Origin of the sequence: Lichenibacterium minor, assembly GCF_004137685.1 — a bacterium.
Lineage (GTDB): Bacteria > Pseudomonadota > Alphaproteobacteria > Rhizobiales > Beijerinckiaceae > Lichenihabitans > Lichenihabitans minor.
The window spans coordinates 148,964-173,947 of record NZ_QYBB01000005.1; the positions used below are offsets into that span (position 1 = coordinate 148,964).

A 24,984-nucleotide genomic window follows, 5' to 3' on the forward strand; every position below is an offset into this window, starting at 1 on the left:
CTGGGCGGGCAGGATATCCGGCCCGGTCCCGTCCGCAAGGTCCGGGCGCGCGGTCAATGCGCCGCCGGGCGGGGCGGCAGGGTCTGCGGCAGGGTCAGGGTGAAGGTGGTCCCCGCCCCGAAGGCGCTGTCCACCGTCACGGTGCCGCCGAGCAGGTCGGCGAAGGCGCGCGTCAGCGCGAGGCCCAGCCCCGTCCCGCCGAACCTGCGCGTGGTGGTCTCGTCGGCCTGGGTGAAGCGCTGGAACAGCCGGCCGACCTGGTCTTCCGTCATGCCGATGCCGGTGTCGGACACCCGGAATTCCAGCGCGGCGCCGCGGCGCGACACGCCGAGCCGGACCTCGCCGCCTTCCGTGAACTTCGACGCGTTGGACAGGAGGTTCAGCAGGCATTGCCTGACCTTGACGCCGTCGGTCCGCATCGCGCCGGCATCGGCGGCGACGTCGAGCACGAGCCGGTTGCCCCTGCGCCGCACCAGGGTCTCGACCGTCGACGCCACCTCGGCCGCCAGCGCCGCCACGTCCACCGCTTCGGCGGTCACGTCCATGCGGCCGGCCTCGACCTTGCTGAGGTCGAGCACGTCGTTGATGAGGCCGAGCAGGTGGCGGGCGTTGGACTTCACCTTGCCGACGTCGGCGAGGACCTCGCGGTGGCCCAGGTCCGCCAGCTCCTCCTCGATCATCTCGCTGTAGCCGATCACGGCCGACAGCGGCGTGCGCAGCTCGTGGCTCATGTTGGCGAGGAAGTTGGACTTGGCGCGGTTGGCGCTCTCGGCGGCGTCCCGCGCGGCGGACAGTGCCATCTCGGCGAGCTTGCGGTCCGTCACGTCCTGCACGACGCCGACGAGCCGCGTCGCCAGCCCGCGGCTTTCGACGGCGCGCGACACCCGGCGCATCCAGCGCAGGGCGCCGTCGTCGGCGCGGCGGATGCGGTATTCGGCGACTCGCGGCGTGGTGGGGTCGCGCCGGCGCTCGGGCGTGAAGACGAGCGCGCGGTCCTCCTCGACCACGAGGTCGGTGAAATAGCGCGTCGAACAGCGTTGCCGCTCCGGCAGGCCGTAGAGGCGGAACATCTGCGTCGAGGCTTCGAGCTCGTCGCGGTCGAACGGCACCTCGAAGGTGCCGATCCCCCCCACCTCCTGGGCCAGCAGCAGCCGGGCCTCGCTCCGCTTCAGCGCCACTTCGGCGCGGGTCCGCTCCACGGCCTCCCGCGTGCGGGTGGCGACCTCCGTCATCAGCCGCACCTCGTGGGCGCCCCAGCGGCGCGGCGCGTCGTGGTGGGCGAACATGATGGCGAGCATCCGCCCGTTCTCCGTCACCGGCACCGCCAGCGTGGCCACGACGCCGAGCGCCGCGTGGGTCGCCACCGCGACCGCATCGGCGCGGGGGTCGTCGCGCAGGTCGCCGGACATCACGGCGCGGCCGTCCCGCAGCTCGGCGATCAGCCGGGGCCCGAAGTCGTCGAGCCGCGTGGGGGCGAAGACCCCCTCGGGTTCCGTGTTCCGGCTCCACAGCCGGGTCAGGGTCGAACGGGTGCCGGAAGCGTCGGTCTCGGCATAGCCGACGCGCGCGACATCGAGCTGGGCCGCCAGCGCTTCGACGGCCAAGCCCATCACGGCTTCCGGCTCGTCGAGGCCCTTGAACCGGTCGTCGAGGTCGAGCAGCAGCGTGCGGCGCGTCTCGTCCCAGCGCCGTTCGGACACGTCCTGGGCGATGCCGATCAGGCCCACGATGCCGCCGTCCGCGTCGCGCACGTAGTCGCCGCTGCGGGCGATCCAGCGCATCTCGCCCGTGTCGGCCCGGCGGATGCGGTATTCCGTGTAGGACGCGTCGTTCTTCGGCGCGCCGTGCAGGTGGCCGGCCGTGTCGGCGCGGTCCTCGTCGACGAGCAGCGTTTCCCACAGCGCGGTGGGCAGTTCCGGCATCGGCTCCAGGCCGAACAGGCGGAAGAACCCGTCCGACGCCACCGTGGCGCGGCGGGCGATGTCGGTCGAGAACGTGCCGATGGCGGCCGCCTCGCCGGCGCGGCGGAGCATGGCCTCGCTGGCCCTGAGCTCGCGCAGCGAGCGCGTCTCGGCGGCGTCGCCGAAACCCGCCGCCACCGCGGCGGCGAGGAGCTCCGCCGAGCGCAGGTCGTGGGCCGCGAAGGCGTCCTTCTGGCCCGACTGCACCTTGAGCACGGCGAAGAACTCGCCGAGCCGCGCGATGGGCGCCACCACCATGGACCGGATGCCGAGCCTGCGCGCCGTGGCGGCGTCCACGCGGGCATCGGCTTCGGCGTCGCCCGTGGTCAGGCTGCGACCTTCGGTCAGGCTCCGCCCCGACAGGCTGCCGGAGATGGGCACGCGGAAGCCGAGGAAGGGCCCGAGCTGGCCGGCCGTCGCGGCATACACGAGCTCGGCGCCGTCCCGCATCTCGATCACCGCGCCCTCGGTCGCCGGGATCACGCGGAGCGCCGCCGTCACGGCTGCGTCCAGGATGGCGTCGAGGTTCCCGCTCGCCGCCCCGATGGCGCCCTGCAGGGCCAGGAGGCCGGCGTGGCGGTCGGCGTCGCGCTGCAGCACGGCTTCGGCGGTGGCGCGGGTGGCCAGCGCCGCGTCGCGGTCCGCGATGGCGCGGCGCAGCTCCAGCAGCGCCACCACCTGGCGGGCGAGGGCGCGCAGCGCGTCCCGCTGCCGCTCCGTGAGGCCGCCGGGGCGCGGGACCGTGTCGATGACGCAGAGGGACCCGAAGGCGACGCCGCCCGGCGTCTTCAACACCGCGCCGGCGTAGAACCGGAGGTGGTGTTCGCCGGTCACCAAGGTGTTCTCGCGCGTCAGCGGGTGCACGGCGAGGTCGGTGATGACCAGCACGTCGTCCTGGGCCAGCGCATGCGCGCAGACGGATTGCGACAATCCGGTCTCGCACGGCGCGAACCCGGTCCGGGCCTTGAACCATTGCCGGTCGCGGTCGATCAGGCTGACCAGTGCCGTCGGGGTGTCGCAGATGTCCGCCGCCAGCGTCACGATGTCGTCGAAGCCGGTTTCGGCGGGCGTGTCGAGGATCGCATAGGCGTCGAGCGCCGCGAGCCGTTCGCCGACGCCCGCGGTCGATCCGCTGTCGCGCGGCGTGGTCATGGGAACTCGCACCTTTCGCCGTGATCTCGGGCGCGGCAATCTATGGTGTTTCACGGGCCGGGCCGCAACTCCGCCTTCGCCGGGACGGGACGCGGTGTCGCGCGCCGCCGCCGCGGCCTCGCGGGCGTCCGGCGCCACGTTGCCGCGGTCGCCCGATCGTGCCCTATGGGGGCCGGCGGTGCGGACGGGGATGCGCAGATGAAGTTTTTGGTGACCTATCGCGAGCGGCGCGCGGACTTCGACCCCGCGGCGGCCCAGCGACGCGCGGCGCGGCTGCTGACGGAGCGCGCCATGCCGCCCGGGCTCAAGGTCCACGAACTCCTGTCGCGCATCGGCGGGGGCGGGGGCTACGCCGTCGTGGAAACCGCGGAAGCCGAGGACCTGCAGCATCTCGCGGGCCTCTTCTCCGCCTACGAGTGCCGCATCGAGCCGGTGCTCGACCTGTCGTTCAACGGGGCGGCCCCGGCGGAGCCGGCCGCGCCGCCGCCGGCCCGCCGCGAAACCCTCCCCGAGATGCCGCCGTCCGAGCCGCACGAGGGCGCCTTCTCCGACGACGACGTCTACGACACCGAAGACTGACGGGCGGAACCCGGCCGGGCCGTCACGCCGCCGGGGTGCCCCGCTCGGCCCGGCGCGGGATGGCGGCCGCGCCGAGGCGCCCGACCTCCTGGCGGGCCGCGGCCAGCGTGTCGAGCAGGACGCCCGCCGCCGCCACGGCGAACCCCGCCGCCAGCGATGCGGCGGCGGCGAGCGTCCGCGGTCCGGGGAGCAGGGTGCCCCGCCAATGGCGGATCTCCAGGCCCGGCGCCGCCGACGCGATGCCGAGCGCCATCAGGCCGAGGCCGGCGAGCCCCAGGATGCGCCGCGGGCGCTCTTCCACGAGCAGGCGGACGATCGTGCCGAGGAGCGCGGCCCAGCCGGCGACGCCCGGCGGCGGGACGGAAACGACGTCGGGGCGCTCCGCTTCCAGCGCCGTCACCCGCCCGACCGGCAGGCGCAGGCGCAGAGCATGCAGGGCGAGGTCGCGGGCCGACTGGCCACCGCGCGGCGCGGTCCGGTGATACGACATCGCGAACCGCCGCGAGCAGGCCTTGAAGTCCGAGTGGACCGTGTCGCCCCATCCCCCGAAGGCGAAGTCCACGGCGCGGACGAGGAGCCTGTCGCCGATGCTCGGGGCGGAGCCGCTCGATACGGCGCGGACGTCGACCAGGTCTCGACCCGCCTCGACCTCGGCCACGATCAGCGGCGCCAGGCAGGCGTCGTGGGCGCCCCAAGCGGGGGCCAGGATGTAGATGTCGGCGTCGACCTCGGCGAACATGCGCCGGACGAGGGCGTCGCGGCCGCAGCGCGGCACGGAGCGCACGGCGACACCCGCCGCTTCGGCCGAAGCCCGCTCCTCGGCCGACAGGTCGAAGCCGTAGAACCAGACCTGGGCGCGCGGCAGCACGGTCCGGTATCCGCGCACCATCGCGGCCACGTCGCCGCGGCCGGTGAGGAGCACGGCGACCTCCGCGACCGCCGCCTCGGGCCGAGAGGTCCAGGCGGCGGGGCGGACGATTCGGCTCGGAACCGCGCCGGCGCGGCGCGGCGCGGGCGCCGACAGGAGGGGATGGGACACGCGCTGACCTCGACGATGGACGAGGCGACGCTAGGGTCTCAACCTTAACGTTTCTGCGACGAGGGCGGGTCAGCCGCCCTTCACGCGGGCCTTGCGGGCCGCGTAGCGCGCGTCGCGCGCCGACTTCCGAGCGGCTTCGTCGGCGAGGATGCGGGCGGCCCGCTCCAGGCGCGCCGCTTCGGCGGCCTGCTTGTCGAGCTCGATCTGGGCCAAACGCTCCAGCTCGGCGGCGGCCTCGGCGGCTTCGCGGGCGGCCTTCTCCTCGGCCTCCTTTTGGAGCTGCAGCCGACGCTGCTCCTCCTTCTCGGCCTCGCGCTTGGCGCGAGCCTCGGCGATCGCCTGACGCTCGGCCTGCTTGCGCAGCACGTCCGGGTCGTCGTCCGCCGGCCTCGTCTTCAGTTTTTCGACCAGGGCCTTCTTGGCCGCGGAGGTGGAGCTGATGCGATCGGCGAAATTGGCGCTGTTGAACTTACCCACTTGTCGTCCATGTTCGAGTGCGGCCGGGTTCGGATCATCCGCTGATCGAACGAGCGGGCTGCGCCACGCGGCCGTCGGGCGCAAGACCGATATAGGCACGACACGGGGCGCTGAAAAGCTCCGCCGGGCCGCCGAAGGGCTGCGTTGCGCCTAAAAGGGGTGTCGCGCGGTCGGTCGGGCCTCTGCGGCGGCCCCGACCCGGGCGACGGCGGGGCGGACCTCGGCCTCCTCGGGACCGTGGCCGAAACCATGCATGCGCAACGCCCATTGCAGGCCGATCAGCGCGCCCTTGGCCACGGGCAGGAGGCCCAGGCTCAGGGCCACGGTCAGGGGAGCCCAGACCGCGGCGTGCAGCCACAGCGGCCACGCGTAGGCGAGGTCGACCCCCACCGCGGCGGCGACGATCAGGTGGCCGACCACGAAGATGGTCACGTAGGGAGGGGCGTCGTCGGCGCGCTGGTGGAACAGCGCTTCGCCACAGGCCGCGCAGGCCTCCGCCGGCTTCAAGTAGGCGCGGAACAGGGCGCCCCTGCCGCAGGCCGGGCAACGGTGCAGGGCGCCGCGCCCCATCGCGCTCCACAGGCGCCGGCGGTCGTCCTCGAGGGCCGTCCCATGGCCGTTGGGGGTCGCGGCGGTCTCCATGGCGGGGTCCTGGGCTGCGGGACGGCGGCGGCGCCGGCCGATGCCCCTACATGGGCGCGCGCTCCGCCTGTTTGCACCCCGCCGCGCGCCGGGCAGGGCTCGTTAACCGCGCCGTAAACCGGGCTGTGGATAAGCTGAGGAGAGCCGGTTCCGGCGGGGGTGAGGGCGAGCCGGGGCGCTGCACGCGCGGCCTTCCGCGTCCCGCCGACCGCGGGCGGGTCCACCGGGACCCGCGTCGCCCAGGATGGAGCAGCGCCGCTGCCGCGTGCCGGGCGGGAGCGGCCGGTGTGTCCGTCCCGGCGCGCTGCTCGCGGAGCGGGACCGCCATTTCGGCTGCCCGACGGGGATGCAAGGCGTGTTGTCGCTCAAGGCTGGCAAGATCATCCTCCTCGGCGCCACCTGCGGGCTGCTCGCCGCCGCCGTGAACGTGTCGTCGATGATCGCGGCTCGGCAGGGCGAGCTCGGCGTCGCGTCCCATTGCGCGGCCTGCGCGGCGGCGAGCGGGGTCGAGCTCGAATTCGCCCGCCTGGAGCAGCGCATCGCCGCCGCCCTCACGCCCGCCTCGGCCGTCGGCGTGGAAGACGTGCGATTGCGCTTCGACCGGCTGGGCGAGCGGGTCATGGCCCTCGACGCGCCGGACGTGCGGGCCCTGCTCGACCGCGCGCCCGAAGCCGCCGCCACGGCCGACCGCCTCGCCGCGCTGATGGATCGGCTCGCGCCGATGCTGGACCGCATCGGCCGGCCGGAGGTCGGCGCCGCGGCGCTCCAACTCATGGCGCCGCTCGATTTCGAGCTGTCGCGCCTGTCGGCCACGGCGGACCGCCTGGGCGAAGCCCGCGCGGCGGCGGGCCAGGCGGAGCTCGCCCGGCTGTACACGGTGTTCACCGCGGTCCTGTCGTCGCTCTTCGCCTTCGGGGCGGCGCTGTCGGCGCTGCTGTTCTGGCACAACCGCAAGCTCGGCGAGGTGCGGGACAGGCTCGCCGCCTCGACGGCCGGCCTCGAAGCGGCGTCGCTCACCCTCGCGTCCGCCAACGCCGAAACCACGGCCGCCGCGGTCGAGCTGCAGGCCCGCAACGCCGTGCTGGACCGGCGGGACCGCGAACTGGGGCTGCAGAACAAGCGGTTCGACGCCGCGCTGAACAACATGTCGATGGCGCTGTGCATGGTGGACGCCGACGACCGCCTCGTCGTCTACAACCAGCGTTTCGCGGACCTGTTCGGGCTCGACTTCGCGCCCATCCCCGGCCTGTCCTTCGCCGACCTCGTGGCGATGGCGGCGGGGCCGTGGCTGGCGCAGGTCCATGCCCGCCAGCGCACCCTGTCGACAGAGGGCGACGCGGTGGAGTCCTTCGTCCAGGACCTGCCGCCCGGCCCCGGCGCGGCCCCGGACGCGCGCCGGACCCTGTCGGTGCTGCACCGCCCCATGCGGGACGGGGGCTGGGTCGCCACCTACGACGACATCACGCAGCGCCGGCAGGCCGAAGCGCGCATCGCTTTCCTGGCGCGGCACGACCCGCTGACGGGCCTCCTCAACCGCACGGCCCTCGTCGAATACCTCGATGCCGCCATGGCCGACGCGGAGCGCCGCGGTTCGGGCGTCGCGGTCCATTGCATCGACCTCGACGGGTTCAAGGAGGTCAACGACGGCTTCGGTCACGGCACGGGCGACGAACTGCTGCGCGAGGTCGGGCGGCGCCTCGTCGCCCAGGCGGGTTCCGGCGCGGTGGCGCGGCTCGGCGGGGACGAGTTCGCCGTGGTGCAGGCCGGCGCCGACCCGGCCGCCGCGGAAGCGCTCGCGCTTCGGCTGAAGGCGGCGCTGGGCGAGCCTTCCGGCATCGCGGGCGTCGACCGCCGCACCACTGCCTGCGCCGGCCACGCCGTGGCGCCGTCCGGCGCGGACGGGGCCGACGGCCTGCTCAAGAACGCCCTTCTCGCCCTCGCGGCGGCCAAGCTCGCGGGGCCCGGCGCGGTGCGGGCCTTCGTGCCCGACATGGACGCCGCGAGGCGCGCGCGGCGCGCGCTGGAAGCCGACCTGCGCCAGGCGCTGGGGGCAGGGCAGTTCGACGTCTTCTTCCAGCCGCTGGTGGACGTGCGGCGGCTCGCCATCACGGGGTTCGAAGCGTTGCTGCGCTGGCGCCACCCGGCGCGGGGGCTGGTGTCGCCGGCCGAGTTCATCCCGGTCGCCGAGGAGATCGGCCTCATCGGCGAGATCGGCGCCTGGGTGCTGGCCGAGGCCTGCCGCCGGGCGGCGGGCTGGCCCGGTGAGCAGACCGTGGCGGTGAACCTGTCGCCGGCCCAGTTCGGGGTGACCGACCTCGCCGCCGCCGTGGACGCGGCGCTGGCGGCTTCCGGCCTCCACCCGCACAGGCTGGAGCTGGAGATCACGGAAAGCGTGCCGCTGGGGGACGACAGCCTGGCCGCTCTGCACGCCCTGAAGGAGCGCGGCATCCGCATCGCCATGGACGATTTCGGCACCGGCTACTCGTCGCTGAGCTACCTGCGGCGCTTCCCCTTCGACAAGATCAAGATCGACCAGTCCTTCGTGCGCGAACTCGCGAGCCGGCCCGACTGCATCAAGATCGTCCGGTCCATCACGGCGCTCGGCGCCAGCCTCGGCATGACCACGACGGCCGAGGGCGTGGAAACCGCCGAACAATTCGCCCAGCTGCAGGCGGCCGGCTGCGACCAGGTGCAGGGGTACCATTTCGGGCGGCCGCGGCCTGGCGCCGAGCTCGTCTTCGACCTCGGGCCGGACCTGCGGCCGGCCGCGGCGGCCTGATCCGCCGGCATCAGCGCCGAAGGGGCGTGACTTCCCGGCGACGCATCGGCATGGCGTCGATGACGGGGAACAGCGTTTCGCGGCCGAGCGGCGCCGCCGAGCGCAGCTTCTCGCCCCCGTCCTTGCCCACCAGGATCGCCGTGAAGCCCCCGCCGGCGCCGAACCGCCGATGCAGCGCGGCCCCGTCGGGCGTGTCCTCCGGCGCTTCGACGAGGACGAGGTCGCGCTCGCCGCCCTCGGGGCCGAGCGCCGCGAACAGCCGTCGCTGCCGCGCCAGGGCCGGGTCGTCGCGCGTCGGCGCGAGCGCCACCACGACGCGGCTCCGCCAGCGCAGGCGGCCGATCGGATCCTCGGCGGCGTGCGCAGGCGCCGCCGCGGCGACCGCCAGCGCGGCGCAGGACAGAAGGTGGACGAGGCCCGCCATGTCGTCCCTCCCTGTCGAGACGGCCCTTCAACGCCCGGGCCGCCCTTCCGGGTCCCCGGTTTCGCCGCAAAGCCCGGGTCAGGTCCCCGCGATGAGCCAGCCCAGCGCGCCGCCCTTTCCCGTGTCCGACCATTGCGACGGGCGGACGTTCTTCAACCCCGGCGTCGACACCGACCGGAGCCTAGCCGACCTGTGGCGCTGGCGGCGCGACGGCGTGCGCGTGCCCTGGCCGGCCTCGGTGCCCAACGTCCCGGCCCCGCCGCCCCCGGCCGGGGCCGGCCCCGGCGAGGTCCTGCTGACGCTCGTCGGGCAGAGCACGGTGCTGGTGCAGGTCGAGGGCTGCAACGTCCTCACCGATCCGGTGTGGTCCGAGCGCGCCAGCCCGCTCGGCTTCGCGGGGCCGAAGCGCGTGCGGGCGCCGGGCATCGCCTTCGACGACCTCCCCCGCATCGACCTCGTGTTGCTCAGCCACAACCATTACGACCACATGGACGTGCCGACGCTGAAACGGCTGCAGGCGCGGTCGGCGCCGCGGATCGTCACGGGCCTGGGCAACGGGCGCGTGCTCGCCCGGCACGGCATCGGCGGCGTGGTCGAACTCGACTGGTGGCAGTGCTGCACCCCGGCGCGGGGCGTCGACGTCACCTACCTGCCGGCGCAGCACTGGTCGAGCCGCAGCCCGTGGGACCGGCGCCGGGCGCTGTGGGGCGGCCATGCCCTGCAGGCGGGGGGCGCCTGCATCTGCTTCGCGGGCGATTCCGGCTACGGCCCGCATTTCGCCGCCATCGGGCGCGCGCTCAAGCCCGACGTGGCGCTGCTGCCGATCGGCGCCTACGAGCCGCGCTGGTTCATGGCGGCCCAGCACATGGACCCGGCCGACGCCGTGCTGGCGCATCGCGACCTCGGCGCGGCGATGAGCCTCGGCCTCCATTGGGGGACGTTCCAGCTCACCGACGAGGCGATCGACGCGCCGCTCGTCGCGCTCGCCAGGGCGCGGGCCGAGGCGGGGCTCGACGAGGCCGCGTTCAGGACGCCGGACTTCGGCACCACGCTGGTGTGGCGGCGCCGGCCGCTGCCCGCCGAGGCCGCCGCGCCCGCCGACCCCTGACGGGCCGTGGCCCGTCGCGCCGCGCCCCCGACGGGCCGTGCCCTTGACGGGCCGGGGCGTCGGGGGAACAACCGCGGCACGCGACGGGCGCACGGCCGCGTCGCCGGGAGGATCGGACCATGCGTGTGCTGACAATCGCCGCCGCGGCGCTTCTGGGTGCGACGGCCTGGGCCGGGGCGCAGACGCAGTCGACCGAGCCGTCGAAGGCGGGCTGCAACGCCGGCGTGGTGAACGCGCCGACGACGCCGAAGGAGCAGGATTCCGCCGGCGGTACCGCGCCCGGCAACACCGGCAACAACGGGTTCACGGGCGCGGGCCTGGGCGGGTCCTACGTGGGGACCACCAGCAACGGCCCGGTCGCGGGCTCGCCCTCGGTTCAGCCGGCGACCGCCAAGGGCCTCGACCCGATCGCCGCCCCGCCGAAGGCGTCCAGCACCGGCGCCTGCTGAAGGGCGAACGGCCCCCGGCCGTGGCCCGACGCCGACGGCGGCGTGAACGCGGCGCGGCTCAACCGGCCGCGTTGGCGTCCAGGAACAGGCGGATCGCCGGGTTGTCGCTCTCGTCCCAGGACGGATAGCCCAGCGCCTCGATGGCTTCGGCGAAGCGTCCGCGCTCGGTCACGGGCACGTCGAAGCCCGCCAGCACCCGGCCGTAGTCGGCACCGTGGTTCCGGTAATGGAACAAGGTGATGTTCCAGAACTGGCCGAGGCCGTTGAGGAAGTTCAGGAGCGCCCCCGGGTATTCCGGGAACTGGAAGCGCATGACCCGCTCGTGTGCCAGCCCGGCCACGCGCCCGCCCACCATGTGGCGGACGTGGACCTTGGCGATCTCGTCGTCGCTGAGGTCGACGACGGGATAGCCGGCCTGGCCCAGGGCCGCCACGATGTCGCGCTTCTCCGCCTGGCCGCCGCGCAGCTCGACGCCGACGAAGATGTGGGCCGGGATGCCGGGGCCCGTCTGGCGATAGTTGAATTCCGTGATGGAGCGCGGCCCCAGCACCTGCATGAAGCGCCGGTAGGAGCCGGCCTCCTCGGGGATCGTCACGGCGAGCAGCGCTTCGCGGCCTTCGCCGATCTCCGCCCGCTCGGCGATGTGGCGAAGGCGGTCGAAGTTGAGGTTGGCGCCGGAGTTGATCGCCACCAGCGTCCGGCCTTCGAGGCCGTGCAGGGCGGCGTAGCGCTTCAGGCCCGCGAGCGACACGCCGCCGGCGGGCTCCGACACCGCGCGGGTGCCGTCGAAGATGTCCTTCACGGCGGCGCAGATCTCGTCCGTCGTGACGGTGATGACCTCGTCGAGGCACTGGCGGCAGATGCGGAAGTTCTCCTGCCCGGCCTGACGCACCGCGACGCCGTCGGCGAACAGGCCCACGCGGTCGAGCACCACGCGCTCGCCGGTTGCGATGGCGGCTTTCATGGAGGCGGCGTCGTCGGGCTCGACGCCGATCACCTTCACGTCGGGCCGCAGGAACTTGACGTAGGCGGCGATGCCGGCCGCGAGGCCGCCGCCGCCTACGGGGACGAAGATGGCCTCGATCGGCTCGGGGTGCTGCTGCAGGATCTCCATCCCCACCGTGCCCTGGCCGGCGATGACGTCCGGGTCGTCGTAGGGCGGCACGTAGGTGAGGCCGCGCTCGGCGCAGAGCTTCTGGGCGTATTGGGACGCCTCGTCGAAGTTGTCGCCGTGGATCACGGCGTCGCCGCCGCGGGCCCGCACGCCCGCCACCTTGATGCCGGGCGTGGTGCGCGGCATCACGATGGTGGGGACGACGCCGAGCCGCTGGCCCGCGAAGGCCACGCCCTGCGCGTGGTTGCCCGCCGAGGCCGTGATGACGCCGCGCTCCAGCACCTCGCGCGACAGCCCCGCCATCTTGTTGTAGGCGCCGCGGATCTTGAAGGAGAAGACCGGCTGCAGGTCCTCGCGCTTCAACAGCACGCGGTTGCCGAGCCGCCCCGACAACGCCGGCAGCGGGTCGAGCGGCGTCTGGATCGCGACGTCGTAGACCCGCGAGGTGAGGATGCGGCGGGCGTAGTCGTTGAGGTCGACGGGGTCGGGCGTGGCCTTCGACCAGGGCAGGTGCAGGTTCATGGGCGGACGGGAGGGCTCGGGCGGAGGTGCAGCGTGGTGGTGCGCTCGAAACGCCGACCGCGCAACCCTCGGGAAGCACGACGCGGGCCCGCCCGCCCCAGGCTGCCCGTCGTCCCTGCCGCGCCCCGGACGGTCGTGGGCCGCCCCACGAAGGCCTGCCGAGCGGCCTCGCCGCCGCCTTGACGCCGCCCCGGGACCGGCGCCATTCAGGTGCGACGACCCGCCGAGGACACGCCGTGATCGCGCTCGACTACCCGTTCCCGCTCCCTCCCGCGAACGGGGCGACGCTGGAGGTCGCCCCCGGCCTGCACTGGCTGCGCCTGCCGCTGCCGTTCCGCCTCGACCACGTCAACGTGTACCTCGCCGAGGGAGAGCGCGGCTGGACGGTCGTCGACGCGGGGGTCGACACCCCCGAAGCGCGGGCGCTGTGGGAGGGCGTGCTCGGCGGCCTGCTGGCGGGGAAGCCCGTCGAGCGCCTGGTCGTCACCCACTACCATCCCGACCACGTCGGTGCCGCCGCGTGGCTCTGCGGGCGCACGGGCGCCGAACTGGCGATGGGCGAAACCGAATACCTGACGGCGCGGGTGCACCGGCTCGCGACGCCCGACGACCTCGGCGCCGAGCGCGGCTTCTACCTCGGCCACGGGCTGACGCCCGAGCAGCTCGACCGCATGGGGCAGCGCCTCGACCGCTACCGCGCGGTGGTGCCCGACCTGCCACGGCGCTATGCCCCGTTGCGGGCGGGCGACATCGTCCGGATCGGGCGTTTCGAGGCCGAAGCGATGACCTATGCCGGCCATTCGCCCGCGCAGGTGCTGTTGCACGTGCCCGCCCACGACCTGCTGTTCGCCGCCGACCACGTGCTGCCGCAGATCTCGCCCAACGTGTCGGTGGCGGAGGAGAAGCCCGAGGACGACCCGCTCGGCCGCTACGTGGCGTCGCTGGCGGACCTGCCGGCGCGCGTGCCGGACCGCACGCTGGTGCTGCCGGGGCATCGGCTGCCCTTCTTCGGGCTACACCGCCGCTGTGCCGACCTCGCCGCGCACCACGCGGCACGCTGCGCCGACCTCGCGCGGTTCTGCGATCCCGACGCGCCGCCGACCGCGGCCGAGATCGTGCCGCTGCTGTTCACCATGGAGCTCGACGCCCACCAGTTCTGGTTCGCCTTCAGCGAAACGCTGGCCCACGTCAACCTGATGGCGCGGCGGGGGGACCTGACGGAGGTGCGGGACGGGAGCCTGCGGCGGTGGCGGTCGAGCTGAAGCCCGTCCATCCGCCGGGCCGTCTCCCCTCCCCATCACCGGCGACGCTTCTCATCGGCGGCGCACGAGGGTTGCGGTTCCTCGTTTCAAGGAGGTCGACATCAAGAGTTGCGGAAACGGCACAGCTCATCGCGCAAATGCGGCCGTCGGTCGAAACCTCCTCGTCGATCCATCCGATCTCGGGTTGTCTTCCCGTGTCGGATGCAACCGAATCTTCGGTCCGACGTTCGGAGGTCCTCATGCTTTCACTTCTGCGATCGGCTCTGCCCTTGGCGCTCGCCGCCTCCCTGGTGGCCGTACCGGCCCGAGCTGGCAGCGTGACCTACCAGTGGGTCATCACCGACAATTTCGCCCTCAGCGGGAACCCGGTCACCCAGCTCGATCCGTCGACCTGCACGGGCATGAGCTGCGGGCCCATGACGCCGACGACCTTCTACCAGGGCAGCAGCGCGACGGCCTCGGCGAGCGTTCCGCCGACGAACGGATCAAGCCCGAGCGGCACGTATTACGTCGGCTTCGCTTCGCCGAACGGGAACCGCAACGAATGCGGCTTCACCATCTCGGGGGGAACGGTCAACGCGGATGGAAGCTCGGCGAGGCCGACTGCTTATGCGTTCATCAATAAATACACCTTCGCGGGAAGCCGACTCCAGCCGGGATGTAAATATAATGGATTAACCGCGACCCCTGGATGTTCTACACTTAATGGAACATGCACTTATACGGCGAACTTCAGCATCGAAACATACAACAATTAGGAAAAACGACGATTAGGTAATACCGCTTCCGGGTGAGTGGTTCGGAACAGTGCTGCGCGGTCGTCTCTGGTCCGCCTCCTCCACCGCGCCGCGCGCGGTCCCCCTCCTCCGCCTGCGGAGAAGGATCAGAGCGGCCGCCGTCGTGCGCTTGTCCTCCTCTGCGAAGCGGAGGAGAGGAACGGGCACCCATCCCGGCGAGCCGGGATGGTACCCTCATACGAAGTATGTTGATGGTGGAGGAGGCGGATCGGGTGCGACCGAACCAATTTCGCGGAAACCATATAATTGGATATAAGAAAATAATCTGAGTGCGTGTGGATTGTTGAAATCCACACGCACTATGGATTTGATTTCCGTTATACTTTCCCCGTCCGATGCTCGACGTAGGGCGGGAAAACAGCGATGCTGAGATTAGAAATCCTGGAACGCTCGTGGACGGGTATCTCCAAAAGGATGACGACCGATGAGTTTGTGAATGACAGATCGCCTGTGGCGACCTGCGGATCTTCCTTCATCGTCCGCATCGTTACGGGGCGGCAGCGGTCGCTCTCACCTGGACTCGACGCACTATCCGCAATCTCAGTTTCATATCGACTATGTCAGACTATCATCCGTCCATGTCATCAGCAACTGTACGCCACCTATGAACGGACCGCCCAAGTGCTTGCCATCCTTGAATTGTGATATGAACTGGTTCATCGCCTCCTTATCATAGCCGCCGGACCAAGTGCCGGACTCCGGCTGCGAGTCTGGACCTGGGCCGCCAAATACCTCTCTCTCTGTATAGTTCAGGCTTTGAATATCCGACATCTTCTGTATGACGAGGGTGTGATTGTCGAACGCCTTCTGCATAGAATCGGCGTAGGCGTTGGTTTGGGCGGCCATCGCCCTCAAAGAATCCGGGTCTGGGCGCACCGGAGGAGCCGAGGCCGGGTCGTTCGCCCAGTTCAGATAAGTCTGAGCGGCGTCCCTTTCCATCTGAACTATAGTGGAGAACGTTTCTGTCACCCCAAGCCCTGGATCTTGAAGACCTTTGCCGCTGTAGAATGCTTTGCTGATCTGTTCTGACGTCATCGCGTTGTTCGACGTCACCAGGGCGTTGGCTTGGGCGACGGTCATATACTTCGGATCCGTCGTTCCCGTATCCGGTGCCGCGCCGGTGCCGCCCGCCTGGAGGGCCGAGATCGCATGGCCGGTGCCGGCAGCCACAGCGCTCCTGGCCACCGAAGCCACCGAGACGGCGGGGGGCGCCGTGGGTGCGGTCGCCGCCGTGTCGGTCGTGGCCTGCCCCGGCTGGCCGAACAACAGGTCGACAATCCAGGTCTCCATCCTGGGCGACCCCGCGATGCCGATCGACTCCATCCTCGTCGTCTCCGTGCTGGACACCCGGCGGGGCATCGGCTCCGAGCCACGCCTCAACGCCTCCCAGCGACGGCGGATCGCCCCGGACACCACTCTGCCACCGGGAGTTTAAGGCCGGCTGAACGCCATCGCGGCGTCGAGCGACCGGTCCGTGCTTCGAGCCGCGACTCCGAAGTCTCGGTCTTCGGCGCGCCGGCGGCGGGCGTGAGGCCGCTCAGCGGGCGAGGATGCGGGCCAGCACGATGGCGGCCCCGATGATGGCGACGCTCTGGAAGCCGACGATGCCGACGATCCACTTGATCGTGTCGGCCTTGGCGGCCTCGATCCTGGCTTCGACGCCCCTGATCTCGGCCTTGAGTTCCGTCCGCACGTCCTTGAGGCCGTGGTCGAGCTTGCCTTCGAGGTCGTCGATCCTGCGGTCGAGCTTGGCTTCGAGGTCGTCGATCCTGCGGTCGAGCTTGGCTTCGAGGTCGTCGATCCTGCGGTTGAGCTTCCCTTCCAGATCGTCGATCTTGGCGTCGAGGTCGTCGATCTTGCGCCCGAGTTTGGCCTCGGTGGCTTGAAGGTCGGCTCGCGACACCACCTCGCCCGAGATCGCGTCCGACAGGGCGTCCGACAGGCGCTCCGATTGTTCGGTCGTGAACTGGCCGCCGTCGCGCAGGGCGCGGGCGAACTTCAGCGTGTCGAACATGACGGTCACGGCCGCTCCCTTTCCCTCGGAAGCCTAACGCGCCGCGGAAGAGCCGTCGAGAGGTCACAACGGCCGGCGCAGCCGACGGGCCAGCACGCCGACGATGCCCTCGCGGAAGGCCAGCACGCAGACCACGAAGACCCCGCCCTCGACCACCGTCACCCACGAGCCGATGGAGGACAGGTAGAATTCCAGCGCCGTGAACACGAGCGCCCCCACCGTGGGGCCGAACATGGTGCCCATGCCGCCGATCAGCGTCATCAGCACCACTTCGCCCGACATGGTCCAATGCACGTCCGTGAGGGAGGCGAGCTGGAACACGATCGCCTTAGTTGAGCCCGCGAGCCCGGCCAGCGCCGCCGACATCACGAAGACCGCGAGGCGGTAGCGGTCGACCCGGTAGCCCAGCGACAGGGCGCGGTTCTCGTTCTCGCGGATGGCGCGCAGCACCTGGCCGAAGGGCGAATGGACGATGCGGTAGATGACCAGCAGCCCCGCGACGAAGATCGCCGCCGCCACGACGTAGAGCGTCGCGTCCGAGGCGAGGTCGATCGCTCCGAACAGCTTTCCGCGCGGCACGCCCTGGATGCCGTCCTCGCCGCCCGTGAAGGGGGCCTGCAGGGACGCGAAATACACGATCTGCGCCAGGGCCAGGGTGATCATCGAGAAGTAGATGCCCTGGCGGCGGATCGCCACCGCGCCGAACACGGCGCCGAGGGCGCCCGACGCCAGCGTGCCGAGCAGGATCGCCAGCGCCGGGTCGACGCCCCAGCTTCGCGCCGCATGGGCGCAGACGTAGGAGGCGAGGCCGAAATAGGCGGCGTGGCCGAAGGACAGCAGCCCGCCGTAGCCGAGCAGAAGGTTGAAGGCGGAGGCGAAGAGCGCGAAGCACATCACCCGCATCACGAAGACCGGGTAGGCCAGGAAGGGCGCGGCCGCCAGCACCACCACCAGCCCGGCGAAGATCGCCGCGTGGACGGCGCCGTCGTGGCGCCGCGGGTCCGCCGCGCCGGGCGCGGCGACCTGGGCCGGGGCGACCGGATCGGCCACGCTCATGCTGCCCTCCCGAACAGGCCGTTGGGTTTCACCATCAGGACCGCGATCATGATGACGAAGATCACGGTGGAGGATGCCTGGGGGTAGACCACCTTGGTGAGCCCTTCGCACAGCCCCAGCGCGAAGCCGGTGATCACCGAGCCGAGGATCGACCCCATGCCGCCGATCACCACCACGGCGAAGACCACGATGATGATGTCGGCCCCCATGTTGGGGTTCACCGAATAGATCGGCGCCGCCAGCACTCCCGCCAGCGCCGCCAGCGCGACGCCGAAGCCGTAGGTGAGGGTGACGAGGCGCGGCACGTTGATGCCGAAGGCCGACACCATGACGGGGTTCTCGGTGGCGGCCCGCAGCGTCGCGCCGAGGCTCGTCTTCTCGATGGTGAACCAGGTGGCGAGGCACACGACGAGCGACGCCACGATCACCCAGGCGCGATACGCCGGGAGCACCATGAAGCCGAGCTGCAGGGGCGCCCTGAAGATGGGCGGCGCGGCGTAGGGCAGGCCGGACACGCCGTAGGAGTTGCGGAACAGGCCCTGGATGATCAGCGCCAGCCCGAAGGTCAGCAGCAGGCCGTAGATCGGGTCGAGCCGGTACAGCCGCGCCATCATGGTGCGCTCGATGACGATCCCGAAGGCGCCGACGATGAGCGGCGCCAGCACCAGCGCGCCCCAATAGTTCACGCCGAAGACCTGCAGCAGGATGTAGCCCGCGAAGGCGCCCATCATGTAGAGGGCGCCGTGGCTGAAGTTGACGATGTTCAGCAGGCCGAAGATCACCGCCAGGCCGAGGCTCAGGAGCGCGTAGAAGGCGCCGTTGATGAGCCCCAGCGTGAGCTGGCCGAACAGCACCTGCGTGGGGATGCCGAGGAACGTGTGCATGTCCGGGCGTCCGGGCTCACTTCACCAGAGGGCAGTTGTCGTCGGCCAGCGGCCGGAACGCCTGCTCGGCCGGGATGGTGTCGAGGAGCTTGTAGTAATCGTACTTGCCCTTTGATTCGGCCGGCGTCTTCACCTGGTAGAGGTACATGTCGTGGGTGACGCGCCCGTCGATGCGCAGCCGGCCGTGGCCGAACAGGGGGTCGTCGGTCGGCATCTCGCGCATCTTGGCCATCACGGCCGCGGTGTCCTTGCCGTGCAGGGCGTCGACGGCCTTCAGGTAGTGCAGCACGGACGCGTAGACGCCGGCCTGGTCCATGGTGGGGACCTTGCCGTCGTTCACGGCCTCGTAGCGCTTCGTCCAGGCGCGCGTGCCGTCGTCGTGGTCCCAATAGAAGGCCGTGGTGAGGTTCAGCCCCTGGGCGACCTGCAGGCCCAGGGCGTGCACGTCCGTGATGAAGACGAGCAGCCCCGCGAGCCGCTGCCCCCCCTGCACCACGCCGAACTCCGCCGCCTGCTTGATGGAATTGACGGTGTCCGACCCCGCGTTGGCGAGGCCGATGACCTGGGCGCCCGAGCCCTGGCCCTGGAGCAGGAAGGACGAGAAGTCGGAGGACGGGAAGGGCGTGTCGACCGAGCCCACCACGGTGCCGCCGGCCTGCTTCACGAACCGGGTGGCGTCAGCCTGGAGGGCGTGGCCGAAGGCGTAGTCGGCGGTGAGGAAGTACCAGCTCTTGCCGCCCTCCTTCAGGATGGAGGTCGCGGTGCTCTTCGCCAGCGCGTAGGTGTCGTAGGTCCAGTGCACGGTGTTGGGCGAGCATTGCTCGCCGGTCAGCACCGAGGTGCCGGCGCCCGAATCCATGAAGATCTTGTTCTTCTCGCGCGTCACCTTGGCGACCGCGAGCGCGACCCCCGAGTTCGGCACGTCGACGATGACGTCGACGCCGTCCTGGTCGAACCATTGCCGGGCGACGTTGGAGCCGGTGTCGGGCTTGTTCTGGTGGTCGGCGGCGACGAAGGACACGTGGATGCCCTTGGCTTCGGCGCCGAAGTCCTCGACCGCCATCTTGGCGGCGTTGACGGAAGGCTCGCCCGAGATGTCGAGGTAGGGCCCCGACCGGTCGTTGAGCACGCCGATCTTCACCGACACGTCGGCGTAGGCCGGCAGGCTCGCGCCGAGCAGCGCCGCGGCGGCGGTGGCGCACATCAGGACCCGCTTCAGCATCGTGTCGCTCCCGTCTTCCCGTCTCACACGCCGAGGTAGGCGTGGAGCTTGTCGATGTTGCTTTGGAGGTCGGCGTTGAGGAACGTGTCGACGACGCGCCCCCCCTCGACCACGTAGTGCCGGTCCGCCAGCGTGGCGGCGAACCTGAAGTTCTGTTCCACCAGGACGATGGTGTAGCCTTCGGCCTTGAGGCGCGAGATCGTGCGGCCGATCTGCTGCACGATGACGGGGGCGAGCCCTTCCGTCGGCTCGTCGAGCAGCAGGAGGCTCGCGCCCGAGCGCAGGATGCGGGCGATGGCGAGCATCTGCTGCTCGCCGCCCGACATCTTGGTGCCGCCGGACGAGAGCCGCTCCTTGAGGTTGGGGAACAGCTCGAAGATCGTGTCGCGCGACATGCCGCCGGGCCGCACCACGGGCGGCAGCATGAGGTTCTCTTCCACCGACAGGGACGCGAAGATGCCGCGTTCTTCCGGGCAATAGCCGATGCCGGCCCGCGCGATGGCGCGCGACGGCAGCTTGATGGTTTCGCGCCCCTCGAAGCGGATCGAGCCCTTCCGCTTGTTCATCACGCCCATGATCGAGCGCAGCGTGGTGGTCTTGCCGGCGCCGTTGCGGCCGAGCAGCGTCACGACCTGGCCCTTGGGCACCTCGAAGGCCATGCCGTGCAGCACGTGCGATTCGCCGTACCAGGCGTGGAGGTCGGACACGGACAGGCTGGAAGCGGCCGGGGCCGCGGCGGCGGGCGTGGCGAGGGCGGCGGCGTCAACCATGTCCCACCCCGATGTAGGCCTCGACGACGGCGGGATCGCGCGACACGTCCTCGTAGGAGCCTTCGGCCAGCACCTTGCCCCGCGCCAGCACGGTGATGCGGTCGCTGAGCGAGGCCACGACCGACAGGTTGTGCTCGACCATCAGCACGGTGCGGCCCACGGCGGCGCGGCGGATGAGGGCGGCGGTGCGGTCGATGTCCTCGTGGGCCATGCCGGCCATGGGCTCGTCGAGCAGCATCAGTTCGGGCTCGAGCGCCAGCGTGGTGGCGAGCTCCAACGCGCGCTTGCGGCCGTAGGACAGGTCGGCGGCGCGCCCGTCCTCGAAACCCGCGAGGCCGACCTGCGCGATGAGGTCCCGCGCTTCGCCGTCGAAGCGGCGCAGCAGCTTTTCCGAGCGCCAGAAGTCGAAATTGTCGCCTCGCCGCCGCTGCAGCGCCACGCGGACGTTCTCCAGCACGCTGAGGTGGGGAAAGGTGGCGGAGATCTGGAAGGACCGCACGAGGCCCTGGCGGGCCACGTCGGCCGGCGCCGTGCGGGTGATGTCGCGCCCGTTGAAGCTGATGCGGCCGCGCGTCGGCGACAGGAACTTGGTGAGGAGGTTGAAGCAGGTGGTCTTGCCGGCGCCGTTGGGGCCGATCAGCGCGTGGATGGTGCCGCGCCGCACCCGAAGATCGACGCCATCGACCGCCACGATGCCGCGGAACTCCTTCGCCAAACCCTGCGTCGTGAGGATGAAGTCCTCCGCCACGCGTCCTCCCGCTGTGCCCCGACCGCGTCATGGCAGCCATGCTTTGTTGCCGCGCACCATGGCCGATCGCGGGGAGGCGGGCAAGGGGCAGGATCGGCTCTCGACAGGCGATGGCGCGGCCGCCCCGGCGCCGGGCTAGCCCAGGGGGTAGACCCTGAGATGGTCGAAGCGCAGGCCTACGGCATCGCCGGCCCGCAGCCCGGCCGGGTCCGGGCAGTCGACCTCGATGCGCCGGGCCGATCCCGCGACACTCACCTCCGCCCGCACCCCGCGCGACGCCCACAGCAGGGCTTCGACGCGGGCCGGCACGCCGCCCCCCGCCGGCACCAGCGCGGCGTCGCCCGGGCGCAGGAACTGCCGGGCCGGGCCGTCCGGCACGCCCGCCGGGGCGGCGCCGACGTCGAAGCCGCCGAGCCGCACCCGGCCGGCCGCGACCGTCACGCCGAGCGCCGTCGGGTCGCCGACGAAGGAGGCCACGAAGGCGGTGCGCGGGGCGGCGTAGATGTCCGCCGGGCGCCCCACCTGCTCGATGCGGCCGGCGTCGAGGATCGCCACGCGGTCGGCCAGTTCCATGGCCTCGTCCTGGTCGTGGGTGACGAAGACGGTGGTCTGGCCCGTGCGCTCGTGGATCTCGCGCAGCCAGCGGCGCAGGTCCTTGCGGACCCGGGCGTCGAGCGCGCCGAAGGGCTCGTCGAGCAGCAGCACGCGGGGCTCGATGGCGAGCGCGCGCGCCAGGGCCACGCGCTGGCGCTGGCCGCCGGACAGCTGCGCCGGGTAGCGCCGCTCCAGCCCGCCGAGCTGAACGAGGTCGAGCAGGGCCAGCGAGCGGCGGCGGATCTCGGCCGCCGCCGGCCGGGTGCGGCGCGGGCGCACCCGCAGGCCGTAGGCGACGTTGTCGAGGACCGTCATGTGGCGGAACAGGGCGTAGTGCTGGAACACGAAGCCGACACCGCGCTCCCCCACGCTCAGGCCCGCCGTGGACGCGCCGTCGAAGGCGACGCTGCCCTCGTCGAAGGCTTCGAGGCCGGCGATGACGCGCAGCAGCGTGGTCTTGCCCGAGCCGGACGGCCCGAGCAGCGCCAGGAGTTCGCCGCGCTCGACATCGAGCGACACGCCCTTGAGGGCCGCGCCCGCGCCGTAGCTCTTGACGAGGCCGCGCACCGCGATGCCGACCCCGCCGCCGCGGGGCTGCCCCGCCGCGCCCGCTTCAATGCCGCCGGGCGCCCGCCAGGTCATCGCCGTAGCGTCCTTCGAGGAAGGCCTTGAGGGCCAGGGTGACCAGGGCCAGGAGGGCCAGGAGCGAAGCGACCGCGAAGGCGGCGGCGAGGTCGTATTCATTGTACAGGATCTCGACATGGAGCGGCAGCGTGTTGGTGAGGCCCCGGATGTGGCCCGACACGACCGACACCGCGCCGAACTCGCCCATGGCGCGGGCGTTGCAGAGCAGGACGCCGTAGAGCAGGCCCCATTTGATGTTGGGCAGCGTGACGGTGAGGAAGCAGCGCAGGCCGGATGCGCCGAGCGTCAGCGCCGCCTCCTCGTCGGCCCGGCCCTGCTCCTCCATGAGGGGGATCAGCTCGCGGGCCACGAAGGGGAAGGTCACGAAGACCGTAGCCAGCACGATCCCCGGCACGGCGAAGACGACCTGCACGCCGTGCGCGTCGAGCCAGGGGCCGAACAGGCCTTGGGCGCCGAACACCAGCACGTAGATCAGGCCCGACACCACCGGCGACACCGAGAAGGGCACGTCGATGAGCGTGAGCAGCAGGCTCTTGCCCGGGAAGGCGAACTTGGCGACGCACCAGGAGGCCGCGATGCCGAAGGCCGCGTTGAGCGGGACCGCCACCGCCGCCACCGTGAGGGTGAGCCAGAGGGCGGCCTGCGCGTCCGGCTCCGCCAGCGCATCGAGGTAGGCGCCGAGCCCCTTGGCCGAGGCCTCGACGAAGACTGCCGCCAGCGGCACGGCGACGAAGAGGAGCAGGAACCCCGCCCCGACCGCGATGAGGAGGGCGCGCACGGCCGGACTCTCGCCCGCGGCTTCGCGGCGCGATCTCGCGTCAGCCATGGCCGTGCCTCCGGCGGCCGAAGGCCTGGACGAGGTTGATGGCGAGCAGCACCGCGAAGCTGACGAGCAGCATCGCCACGGCGACGCCGGTGGCGCCGGCGTAGTCGTATTCCTCCAGCCGCTGCACGATCACCAAGGGCAGGATCTCCGACACGTAGGGCGCGTTGCCGGCGATGAAGATCACCGACCCGTATTCGCCCACCGCCCGCGCGAAGGTGAGGGCGAAGCCGGTGAGCACGGCCGGGGCGAGGGTGGGCAGCACCACGGCGCGGAGGGTCCGCGCCCGCGACGCGCCGAGCGTCGCCGACGCTTCCTCGACCTCGCGGTCGAGGTCGACCACCAGGGGCTGCACGGACCGGACCACGAAGGGCAGGCCGACGAAGATCAGCGCCACGAGGATGCCGAGCGGCGTGTAGGCGACCCTGACGCCGAGCCGGAGCAGCGGCGCGCCGAGCCAGCCGTTCGGCCCGTAGAGCGATGCGAGCGCGATGCCGGCCACGGCGGTCGGCAGCGCGAAGGGCAGGTCCACCAGGGCATCGAGCAGGCGACGGCCGGGGAAGCGGTAGCGCGTCAGCACCCAGGCGAGGAGCACGCCGAAGACCGTGTCGATGCAGGCCGCCGCGAAGGCCGTGCCGAAGGACACCCGAAAGGCCGCGAGGATGCGGGGATCCGTGACGATGCGCGCCGCACCCGCCGCGCCGGTGCCCGTCGCCCGCCAGGCCAGCACGGCGAGCGGGAACAGGACGATCAGGCCGAGGTAGAACAGCGTGAAGCCCATCGCCGGGCCGAAGCCCGGCAGGGCGCCGGCGCGGCGCCGTCGGCGCGGGACCGCCGCCTGCGCGGTCAGGATGGACATGCGGCGCTCCGCGAGCCGTGACGCAGGACCCGCATCACTGGTGGTTCGCGGCCTGCATCTGGTCGAAGACGCCGCCGTCGGCGAAATAGGTCGCCTGGGCCTTCGTCCACCCCCCGAAGTCCTTGTCGACCGTCAGGAGGTCGAGCTTGGGGAAGCGGGCGAGGTCCGCCGGGTCGGCCGCCTCGGGATGGATCGGCCGGTAGAAGTCGTGGGCGACGATCTTCTGCCCGGCGGGGCTGTACAGGAACTGCAGGTAGGCCTCGGCCTCCTTGCGGGTGCCCTTCTGGTCCACGTTGGCGTCGACCACCGCCACCGGCGGCTCGCACAGAACCGACACCGACGGCACCACGATGTCGAACTTGTCGCGGCCGAACTCCTCGGACGCCAGGAAGGCCTCGTTCTCCCAGGCGATCAGCACGTCGCCCAGGCCGCGCTGGGCGAAGGACACGGTGGCGCCGCGCGAGCCCGCGTCGAGCACGGGGGCGTTCTTGAAGATGGCGGCCACGAAGTCCTGCGCCTTCTTGGGATCGCCGCCGCCGGCCTTGAGCGCGTAGCCCCAGGCCGCGAGGAAGTTCCAGCGGGCGCCGCCCGAAGTCTTCGGGTTCGGGGTGACGACGGAGATGCCGGGTTTCGCGAGGTCGTCCCAGTCCTTGATGGCCTTCGGGTTGCCCTTGCGCACCAGCAGCACCACCGTCGAGGTGTAGGGCGCCGAGTGGGCGGGCAGGCGGGTCTGCCAGTCCGCCGCGATGCGGCCGGTCTTCGACGCGATGGCGTCGATGTCGGCGGCCAAAGCCAGCGTCACGACGTCCGCCTTCAGCCCGTCGATCACGGAGCGCGCCTGGGCCCCGGAGCCGCCGTGCGACGCCTGGATGGTCACGGTCTCGCCGGTCCTGGCCTTCCACTCGTCGGCGAAGGCCTTGTTGATGTCCTTGTAGAGCTCCCGCGTCGGGTCGTAGCTGACGTTGAGGAGGGTCGCCGCACCGGCGGTGCCGGCGAGCCCGAGCGACAGGGCGAGGCCGGCCACGCCGGACAGGATGATCGATCGCGATGACATGGTGCTTCCC

General features: G+C 71.7%; 23 protein-coding genes. 6 read left to right on the plus strand and 17 right to left on the minus strand.

Features of this window, described 5'->3' with window-relative positions; translation table 11 throughout:
- Positions 1 to 53: 53 nt before the first annotated feature.
- Positions 54 to 3,113, minus strand: coding sequence for a GAF domain-containing protein (locus D3273_RS29795; RefSeq protein WP_129224867.1), 3,060 nt, complete (start codon positions 3,111 to 3,113; stop codon positions 54 to 56).
- Between the two features lie 198 nt (positions 3,114 to 3,311).
- Between D3273_RS29795 and D3273_RS06980 the strand changes: the two genes are divergently transcribed.
- Positions 3,312 to 3,692: a DUF3303 domain-containing protein gene (locus D3273_RS06980; RefSeq protein WP_165359406.1), complete on the plus strand. Its 381-nt coding sequence runs from the start codon at positions 3,312 to 3,314 to the stop codon at positions 3,690 to 3,692.
- Between the two features lie 22 nt (positions 3,693 to 3,714).
- On the opposite strand, the gene D3273_RS06985 is transcribed toward D3273_RS06980, so the two are convergent.
- The 3 genes from D3273_RS06985 to D3273_RS06995 all read right to left on the minus strand — a co-directional run bounded on the left by D3273_RS06985 (position 3,715) and on the right by D3273_RS06995 (position 5,850).
- Positions 3,715 to 4,731: a hypothetical protein gene (locus tag D3273_RS06985; RefSeq protein ID WP_129224871.1), complete on the minus strand. Its 1,017-nt coding sequence runs from the start codon at positions 4,729 to 4,731 to the stop codon at positions 3,715 to 3,717.
- Between the two features lie 69 nt (positions 4,732 to 4,800).
- Positions 4,801 to 5,208, minus strand: a complete 408-nt coding sequence (locus D3273_RS06990) for a DUF6481 family protein (RefSeq protein WP_129224978.1) — start codon at positions 5,206 to 5,208, stop codon at positions 4,801 to 4,803.
- Between the two features lie 150 nt (positions 5,209 to 5,358).
- Positions 5,359 to 5,850, minus strand: coding sequence for a DUF983 domain-containing protein (locus tag D3273_RS06995; protein WP_129224873.1), 492 nt, complete (start codon positions 5,848 to 5,850; stop codon positions 5,359 to 5,361).
- Between the two features lie 355 nt (positions 5,851 to 6,205).
- Here D3273_RS06995 and D3273_RS07000 point away from each other — a divergent pair, with 355 nt between their 5' ends.
- The gene (locus D3273_RS07000) at positions 6,206 to 8,629 is read left to right on the plus strand and encodes a putative bifunctional diguanylate cyclase/phosphodiesterase (RefSeq protein ID WP_129224875.1); all 2,424 of its coding nucleotides are present in this window, start codon (positions 6,206 to 6,208) and stop codon (positions 8,627 to 8,629) included.
- Positions 8,630 to 8,639: 10 nt separating this feature from the next.
- On the opposite strand, the gene D3273_RS07005 is transcribed toward D3273_RS07000, so the two are convergent.
- Entirely contained in the window at positions 8,640 to 9,053 is a 414-nt protein-coding gene (locus tag D3273_RS07005; protein WP_129224877.1) for a DUF4174 domain-containing protein, read from the minus strand.
- A gap of 91 nt (positions 9,054 to 9,144) precedes the next feature.
- Between D3273_RS07005 and D3273_RS07010 the strand changes: the two genes are divergently transcribed.
- Positions 9,145 to 10,161, plus strand: a complete 1,017-nt coding sequence (locus D3273_RS07010) for an MBL fold metallo-hydrolase (protein WP_129224879.1) — start codon at positions 9,145 to 9,147, stop codon at positions 10,159 to 10,161.
- Positions 10,162 to 10,280: 119 nt separating this feature from the next.
- Positions 10,281 to 10,610, plus strand: a complete 330-nt coding sequence (locus D3273_RS07015) for a hypothetical protein (protein WP_129224881.1) — start codon at positions 10,281 to 10,283, stop codon at positions 10,608 to 10,610.
- A 58-nt stretch (positions 10,611 to 10,668) separates the two neighbouring features.
- Here D3273_RS07015 and ilvA read toward each other — a convergent pair whose 3' ends face one another.
- A complete protein-coding gene (ilvA, locus tag D3273_RS07020) occupies positions 10,669 to 12,246 on the minus strand; it encodes a threonine ammonia-lyase, biosynthetic (RefSeq protein WP_129224883.1) in 1,578 nt (525 codons plus the stop codon).
- Between the two features lie 236 nt (positions 12,247 to 12,482).
- On the opposite strand from ilvA, the gene D3273_RS07025 reads away from it, so the two are divergent.
- Entirely contained in the window at positions 12,483 to 13,508 is a 1,026-nt protein-coding gene (locus D3273_RS07025) for an MBL fold metallo-hydrolase (RefSeq protein ID WP_165359407.1), read from the plus strand.
- Positions 13,493 to 14,266 (plus strand): hypothetical protein, encoded by a 774-nt coding sequence (locus tag D3273_RS07030; protein ID WP_129224887.1) that lies wholly within the window; start codon positions 13,493 to 13,495, stop codon positions 14,264 to 14,266. Before D3273_RS07025 ends, D3273_RS07030 begins: the two co-directional genes overlap by 16 nt.
- 594 nt (positions 14,267 to 14,860) lie before the next feature.
- On the opposite strand, the gene D3273_RS07035 is transcribed toward D3273_RS07030, so the two are convergent.
- The 11 genes from D3273_RS07035 to D3273_RS07085 form a co-directional block, all read right to left on the minus strand.
- The gene (locus D3273_RS07035; RefSeq protein ID WP_129224889.1) at positions 14,861 to 15,628 is read right to left on the minus strand and encodes a hypothetical protein; all 768 of its coding nucleotides are present in this window, start codon (positions 15,626 to 15,628) and stop codon (positions 14,861 to 14,863) included.
- A gap of 214 nt (positions 15,629 to 15,842) precedes the next feature.
- Positions 15,843 to 16,328: a CCDC90 family protein gene (locus D3273_RS07040; RefSeq protein WP_129224891.1), complete on the minus strand. Its 486-nt coding sequence runs from the start codon at positions 16,326 to 16,328 to the stop codon at positions 15,843 to 15,845.
- 54 nt (positions 16,329 to 16,382) lie between these two features.
- A complete protein-coding gene (locus D3273_RS07045; protein ID WP_428977761.1) occupies positions 16,383 to 17,369 on the minus strand; it encodes a branched-chain amino acid ABC transporter permease in 987 nt (328 codons plus the stop codon).
- A 2-nt stretch (positions 17,370 to 17,371) separates the two neighbouring features.
- The gene (locus D3273_RS07050; protein WP_129224895.1) at positions 17,372 to 18,259 is read right to left on the minus strand and encodes a branched-chain amino acid ABC transporter permease; all 888 of its coding nucleotides are present in this window, start codon (positions 18,257 to 18,259) and stop codon (positions 17,372 to 17,374) included.
- A 16-nt stretch (positions 18,260 to 18,275) separates the two neighbouring features.
- Positions 18,276 to 19,481: an ABC transporter substrate-binding protein gene (locus D3273_RS07055; protein WP_129224897.1), complete on the minus strand. Its 1,206-nt coding sequence runs from the start codon at positions 19,479 to 19,481 to the stop codon at positions 18,276 to 18,278.
- 23 nt (positions 19,482 to 19,504) lie between these two features.
- The gene (locus tag D3273_RS07060) at positions 19,505 to 20,251 is read right to left on the minus strand and encodes an ABC transporter ATP-binding protein (protein WP_129224899.1); all 747 of its coding nucleotides are present in this window, start codon (positions 20,249 to 20,251) and stop codon (positions 19,505 to 19,507) included.
- Entirely contained in the window at positions 20,244 to 20,999 is a 756-nt protein-coding gene (locus tag D3273_RS07065) for an ABC transporter ATP-binding protein (RefSeq protein WP_129224900.1), read from the minus strand. Before D3273_RS07065 ends, D3273_RS07060 begins: the two co-directional genes overlap by 8 nt.
- A 135-nt stretch (positions 21,000 to 21,134) precedes the next feature.
- Positions 21,135 to 22,235, minus strand: a complete 1,101-nt coding sequence (locus tag D3273_RS07070; protein ID WP_129224902.1) for a sulfate/molybdate ABC transporter ATP-binding protein — start codon at positions 22,233 to 22,235, stop codon at positions 21,135 to 21,137.
- Positions 22,207 to 23,064 carry a sulfate ABC transporter permease subunit CysW gene (gene cysW / locus D3273_RS07075; protein WP_129224904.1) on the minus strand — a complete coding sequence of 286 codons (858 nt, stop codon included), beginning with the start codon at positions 23,062 to 23,064 and terminating at the stop codon, positions 22,207 to 22,209. The genes D3273_RS07070 and cysW overlap by 29 nt, the downstream gene beginning before the upstream one ends.
- Positions 23,057 to 23,920 carry a sulfate ABC transporter permease subunit CysT gene (cysT, locus tag D3273_RS07080; protein WP_129224906.1) on the minus strand — a complete coding sequence of 288 codons (864 nt, stop codon included), beginning with the start codon at positions 23,918 to 23,920 and terminating at the stop codon, positions 23,057 to 23,059. Before cysT ends, cysW begins: the two co-directional genes overlap by 8 nt.
- Before the next feature lie 34 nt (positions 23,921 to 23,954).
- The gene (locus tag D3273_RS07085) at positions 23,955 to 24,974 is read right to left on the minus strand and encodes a sulfate ABC transporter substrate-binding protein (protein WP_129224908.1); all 1,020 of its coding nucleotides are present in this window, start codon (positions 24,972 to 24,974) and stop codon (positions 23,955 to 23,957) included.
- Between the last annotated feature and the right edge of the window lie 10 nt (positions 24,975 to 24,984).

Excerpts from the sequence above, each read along its gene's own strand:
- cysT (WP_129224906.1), bottom strand. The coding sequence starts at position 23,920 with ATGTCCATCCTGACCGCGCAGGCGGCGGTCCCGCGCCGACGGCGCCGC.
- D3273_RS07060 (WP_129224899.1), bottom strand. The coding sequence starts at position 20,251 with ATGGTTGACGCCGCCGCCCTCGCCACGCCCGCCGCCGCGGCCCCGGCC.
- D3273_RS07010 (WP_129224879.1), top strand. The coding sequence starts at position 9,145 with ATGAGCCAGCCCAGCGCGCCGCCCTTTCCCGTGTCCGACCATTGCGAC.
- D3273_RS07055 (WP_129224897.1), bottom strand. The coding sequence starts at position 19,481 with ATGCTGAAGCGGGTCCTGATGTGCGCCACCGCCGCCGCGGCGCTGCTC.
- D3273_RS07005 (WP_129224877.1), bottom strand. The coding sequence starts at position 9,053 with ATGGCGGGCCTCGTCCACCTTCTGTCCTGCGCCGCGCTGGCGGTCGCC.
- D3273_RS07015 (WP_129224881.1), top strand. The coding sequence starts at position 10,281 with ATGCGTGTGCTGACAATCGCCGCCGCGGCGCTTCTGGGTGCGACGGCC.
- D3273_RS29795 (WP_129224867.1), bottom strand. The coding sequence starts at position 3,113 with ATGACCACGCCGCGCGACAGCGGATCGACCGCGGGCGTCGGCGAACGG.
- D3273_RS06980 (WP_165359406.1), top strand. The coding sequence starts at position 3,312 with ATGAAGTTTTTGGTGACCTATCGCGAGCGGCGCGCGGACTTCGACCCC.
- D3273_RS07035 (WP_129224889.1), bottom strand. The coding sequence starts at position 15,628 with ATGGAGTCGATCGGCATCGCGGGGTCGCCCAGGATGGAGACCTGGATT.
- D3273_RS07070 (WP_129224902.1), bottom strand. The coding sequence starts at position 22,235 with ATGACCTGGCGGGCGCCCGGCGGCATTGAAGCGGGCGCGGCGGGGCAG.
- D3273_RS06995 (WP_129224873.1), bottom strand. The coding sequence starts at position 5,850 with ATGGAGACCGCCGCGACCCCCAACGGCCATGGGACGGCCCTCGAGGAC.
- D3273_RS07050 (WP_129224895.1), bottom strand. The coding sequence starts at position 18,259 with ATGCACACGTTCCTCGGCATCCCCACGCAGGTGCTGTTCGGCCAGCTC.
- ilvA (WP_129224883.1), bottom strand. The coding sequence starts at position 12,246 with ATGAACCTGCACCTGCCCTGGTCGAAGGCCACGCCCGACCCCGTCGAC.
- cysW (WP_129224904.1), bottom strand. The coding sequence starts at position 23,064 with ATGGCTGACGCGAGATCGCGCCGCGAAGCCGCGGGCGAGAGTCCGGCC.
- D3273_RS07085 (WP_129224908.1), bottom strand. The coding sequence starts at position 24,974 with ATGTCATCGCGATCGATCATCCTGTCCGGCGTGGCCGGCCTCGCCCTG.